This window comes from Myxococcus sp. CA005, from assembly GCF_006518205.1.
Lineage (GTDB): Bacteria > Myxococcota > Myxococcia > Myxococcales > Myxococcaceae > Myxococcus > Myxococcus xanthus.
On sequence record NZ_SRLV01000176.1, the window covers coordinates 1 to 4,257 of the forward strand.

At 70.5% G+C, this 4,257-nt stretch carries 3 protein-coding genes; all 3 read left to right on the plus strand.

Translation table 11 applies throughout. The features are described 5' to 3' along the window. Positions 1–415, plus strand: a 415-nt coding sequence (locus FMQ63_RS36825) for a PEGA domain-containing protein (RefSeq protein ID WP_141277037.1), incomplete at its 5' end; no start/stop codon positions are given. Positions 416–453: 38 nt separating this feature from the next. After that, positions 454–2,934: a TonB-dependent receptor gene (locus FMQ63_RS36830; protein ID WP_020478858.1), complete on the plus strand. Its 2,481-nt coding sequence runs from the start codon at positions 454–456 to the stop codon at positions 2,932–2,934. Continuing rightward, positions 2,931–4,145, plus strand: coding sequence for a hypothetical protein (locus FMQ63_RS36835; protein ID WP_011555994.1), 1,215 nt, complete (start codon positions 2,931–2,933; stop codon positions 4,143–4,145). Before FMQ63_RS36830 ends, FMQ63_RS36835 begins: the two co-directional genes overlap by 4 nt. Positions 4,146–4,257 lie beyond the last annotated feature (112 nt).

Here is a 4,257-nt window from a genome sequence, read left to right on the forward strand (position 1 = left end):
GCCCGCCACCGCCCAGGCCGCGCCCGAAGCCAACGCGCCCGAGGCCGCCCTCCCGCCCGCGGAGTCCGCGGCGGGTGCGTCCGACGAGGAGCTGGCCCTGGCTCCGCTGACGCGCCCCACCGTGAAGCCGGTGCGCTTCCTCATCGTCAGCGACCCCATGGGCGCGCGCGTGACGTACCAGGGGAAGGACCTGGGCGAGACGCCCCTGAACCTCGAGGTGGCTCCGAATGCCAGCGGCGTCGCGGAAGCGACGCTGACCTTCACCCTGGACGGCTACCAGCGCGCCCGCGCCGTCGCCAGGGGCGCGGGCCCCGAAGAGCGCTTCACGCAGAAGCTCCAGCCCAAGAAGAAGGCGAGCACGCGGCCTGGAAAGGCCCCAGACTCGTCGCCCTACAAGGACGACCCGTACAATTGAAAACCCTGACAGCCTTCAAACGAGCGGGCCTCCTCGCGATGTGTCTGTGCGCGGGGGAAGCCCTGGCGGACGCCCGCCTTGAGGCCCGGCGCCACTTCCGCAGCGGCATGAGCCTCATCGCCCAGAAGCAGTACGACGCGGGCATCGCCGAGCTCGAAGCCGCCTACGCCATCAAGCCGCACCCCAACGTCCTCTTCAACATCGCCCGCGCCTACCAGGACTCGGGCCGGTCGAAGGCGGCGCTGGAGGTGTACCAGCGCTACCTCGCCAGCAATCCGCCGGACGCAGCCTCCGTGCTGCCCATGGTGGCCGCGCTGGAGGAAAAGCTGAAGGCCGAGGAAGCACAGGCCACCGCCGCGCAGGACCCGTCGTCGCTGCCCATGCCGCCGCCCCCCGCGGGCACGCAGTCGCAGCAGCAACTGAGCGCGCTGCTGGAGCGGCTGGAGAAGGCCATTGAACGGGCCGAGGCCATGCCCGTGGGGAGCGCCACCATTCCCGGCCTGACGCCCAGCGGCGTCGCCTCCGCCAGCTCGGACGACGCGGTCGGCGGCGTGGACCTGGGCGCAGTGCCCTACGAAGAGCGCGTGGTGACGGCGAGCCGCCGCGCGCAGTCCTCGCTGGACGCGCCCAACGCCACCACCGTCATCACCGCCGAGGACATCCGCCTGTCGGGCGCCACGTCGCTGCCGGAGCTGCTGCGGCGCGTGCCCGGCGCGGACGTCATGGCCCTGGGCGTGGGCAGCGCCAACGTGTCGCTGCGTGGCTTCAACCAACGCATCGCCAACAAGGTGCTGGTGCTGGTGGACGGCCGCACGGAGTACCAGGACTTCCTGGGCCTCACCATCTGGTCCTCCATCCCCATCAGCTTGGAGGAGATTGAGCGCATCGAGGTCATCCGCGGCCCGGGCAGCGCGCTGTACGGCGCCAACGCCATGCTCGGCGTGGTCAACATCATCACCCGCGCGCCCGGCACCGGACCGCGCGCGCAGTTCAACGTCACCGGCGGCACCGGCAACACCGCCGCGGGCTCCTTCGTCAGCCACGGCGGCTCGGGCACGATGCGCTACCGGGCGGCGGCGGGCTATTCGCAGACGGACAAGTGGAGCCGGGACTACGCCAGCGGCCTGCCGGACGTGACGCTGCGCGGCCCCGACCCGGACCTGGGCGCTCGCGGCGCGCGCGCGTCGCTGTCCGCCGTGTACACCTTCGCCGAAGGGCGCCAGGTGGGCCTGTCCGGCGGCGTGAATCGCTTCACCACGGAAATCTATCCGCCGGGCCTGCTGCGCAACTACTTCATCGACGGCGTCAACGCCTTCGCCAAGGGCGACGTGGAGCTGGGGCCGCTGAAGCTGAAGACGTTCTGGAACCACATCTCCAGCGACGCAGGGCCCCAGTATGAAGCCACGGGCCAGCGGTCGCTGGTGACGTCGCTCAACTCCAACCTCTTCAACGCCGAGCTGCTCTTCGCGCGCGACTTCGAGCTCGCGGGCACGCACCAGCTCAACATCGGCGTGGAGGGCCGCCTCAAGCGCGTGGACTGGGGAGACTACCTGGGCCCGCTGCGCGAGCAGGTGCACGCGGCCTTCTTCGTCCAGGACGAGTGGCGCATCGTGGAGCCGCTGGCGCTGGTGGCCAGCTACCGCGTGGACCGGCACCCGCTGCTCAACCTGGGCAGCCCGGGCCTGGCGCACTCGCCGCGCATCTCCGCGCTGTTCAAGCCTTTCGAAAACCACGCCTTCCGCGCGAGCGCGGCCTCCGCCTTCCGTGAGCCCACGTTCCTGGAGAGCTACACGCAGCTGACGGTGCCCGTGCCGGGCATCAACGGCGTCAGCACGCTCACCACCGGCAATCAGCAACTGCGTCCCGAGCGCCTCACCGCCTTCGAGCTGGGCTGGCGCGGCGAGGCCCCGGAGCTGGGCATCGACCTGGACGTGGCCGTGTACCAGAACACGGTGAGAGACCTCATCGGTCTGTCCGGGGTGTCGCGGCTGCCGCCGGGCCAGTCGTATGACCCGGGCACCGGTTCGTACCTGCTGGGCAGTTCGTCCTTCCAGAACGAGGACGCCATCTACACCGCGCGCGGCGCCGAAGCGGGCGTCACCCTGGCGCCGGTGGACGGCCTGGGACTGAAGTTGAGCGCGTCGCTGCAGGACGTGACGTCGGACCGCGAGTCGGCGGCCGAGTGCGGCCCGTGCAACCAGGCGCCGCAGTTCCGGCTGTACGGCGGCCTCACCTACCGCTCACGCGCGGACCTGGAGTTCGGCGTGGACGCGGCCTACACCTCCGCCTCCACGTGGATTGAGCGCGAGCCCGCCGCCGCGGACCCCACTCGCATCGAACTGGTGTCCAACCCGCTGCGCGCCTACACCGTGGTGAACGCGCGCGTGGGCTACATGGCCGTCAAGGACACCGTCACCGTCGCGCTGGTGGGCAGCCACCTGGGCGGCGCGCATTCCCAGCACCCCTTTGGCAATCGCATCGAGCGGCGCGTCTACGCGACCCTGACGGTGACTCCATGAGCCGCCCCACCCTGTCCTCCTGGAAGCGAGCCGCTGGTGGCCTCGCCCTCGCAACCGTCATCGGACTCGGCTGCGATGCACCGCCCGTGGTGCCCACCGCCGACGTGCGGCAGAACACGCGCAACGCGCGCATCGACGGCAACCTGGTGGTGCAGTCACGCGCGCGTGGCAACGCGGTGGTGTTCCTCTACGACGCGGACCGGCCTCCGCCGCCGCAGGGCACCGGCCGCCCCATCACCTTCACCGTCGTCCCCGCCGAGCAGCTCTTCGGGCCGGCGCTGGCGGGTGACACGCCCGGCCCCTTCGTCGCGCCCTTCAGCTTCAGCCTGGTGCCCGAGGGCCGCTACATGCTCCGCGGCTTCATCGATGTGGACGGCTGCGGCTCGGATGCGGGCGCGGACTGCCGCCGGTCCGACTTCAACCCCTGGTACGGCGTCACCAGCGAGCCCAACGCGGGTGACGTGGGTGGCGCAGCGGTGGACGCGACCGGCAGACCGCTCACGGTGGAAGTCGTGGCGGACGCGGACGGCCAGCCGCAGCCCCTCACCGGCGTGGCAGTGAGCTTCTCCGACACCGCGCGCGTCGTGAGGGACCGGCCCACGTTCCAGGTCGTGCAGGGTGACGGGCAGCTGGGCAGCTCGGTGAAGCAGCTGCGCCTCCAGCCGCTGTCCCTCCACGACGGCGCGGTGGACCAGCGCCCGGAAGGCTTCGCCGTCAGCTACCTGGACGCAGACAACGACGGCACCCCCGATGGCTTCTGGCCGCGCGTGGTCGTGCGCAAGCTGGCGGACGACGCCAGCAACCTGGTGGACGAGAACGACCTGGACCGTGATGGCGTCCCGGATGACACCGGCGTGGACTACGCCCGCGCCGATGGTTCCCAGGACGGCGTACCGGATGTCGTCGTGCTCAACGCGCGCCTGGTGCCAGACAGCATCAGCGCCGCGCTCACCGACGAGAACGGCAACCCTCGCATGGAAGGCGCCGTCGTTCCGGAGCTGGTGGTGGAAGTGCGACCCCAGGCACTGGATGCCCGGGTACCTACCAACCCCGTGCCGCTGCGTGAGCTGCCCCGAGGTCGCTACGCGGTGGTGTTGATCCAACCCAGTGGACAGACATGGCGTGTGCCCAATGAACTGGCACCCGCCCTCGCGTCTGGACTGGGGCTTCCTGCTGTGGAAAGTCAGGCTTTCTTCCTGGAGGTTCCCTGAGTGGCGGTGCTTTGACTTCGGACGCTCCATCCGCCAACATGATCGCCGTTCCCCGGGGAACTGCCCCAATTGAGGTTGATGATCCGATGAAGGCCGGAACCCTCCCCGAGCC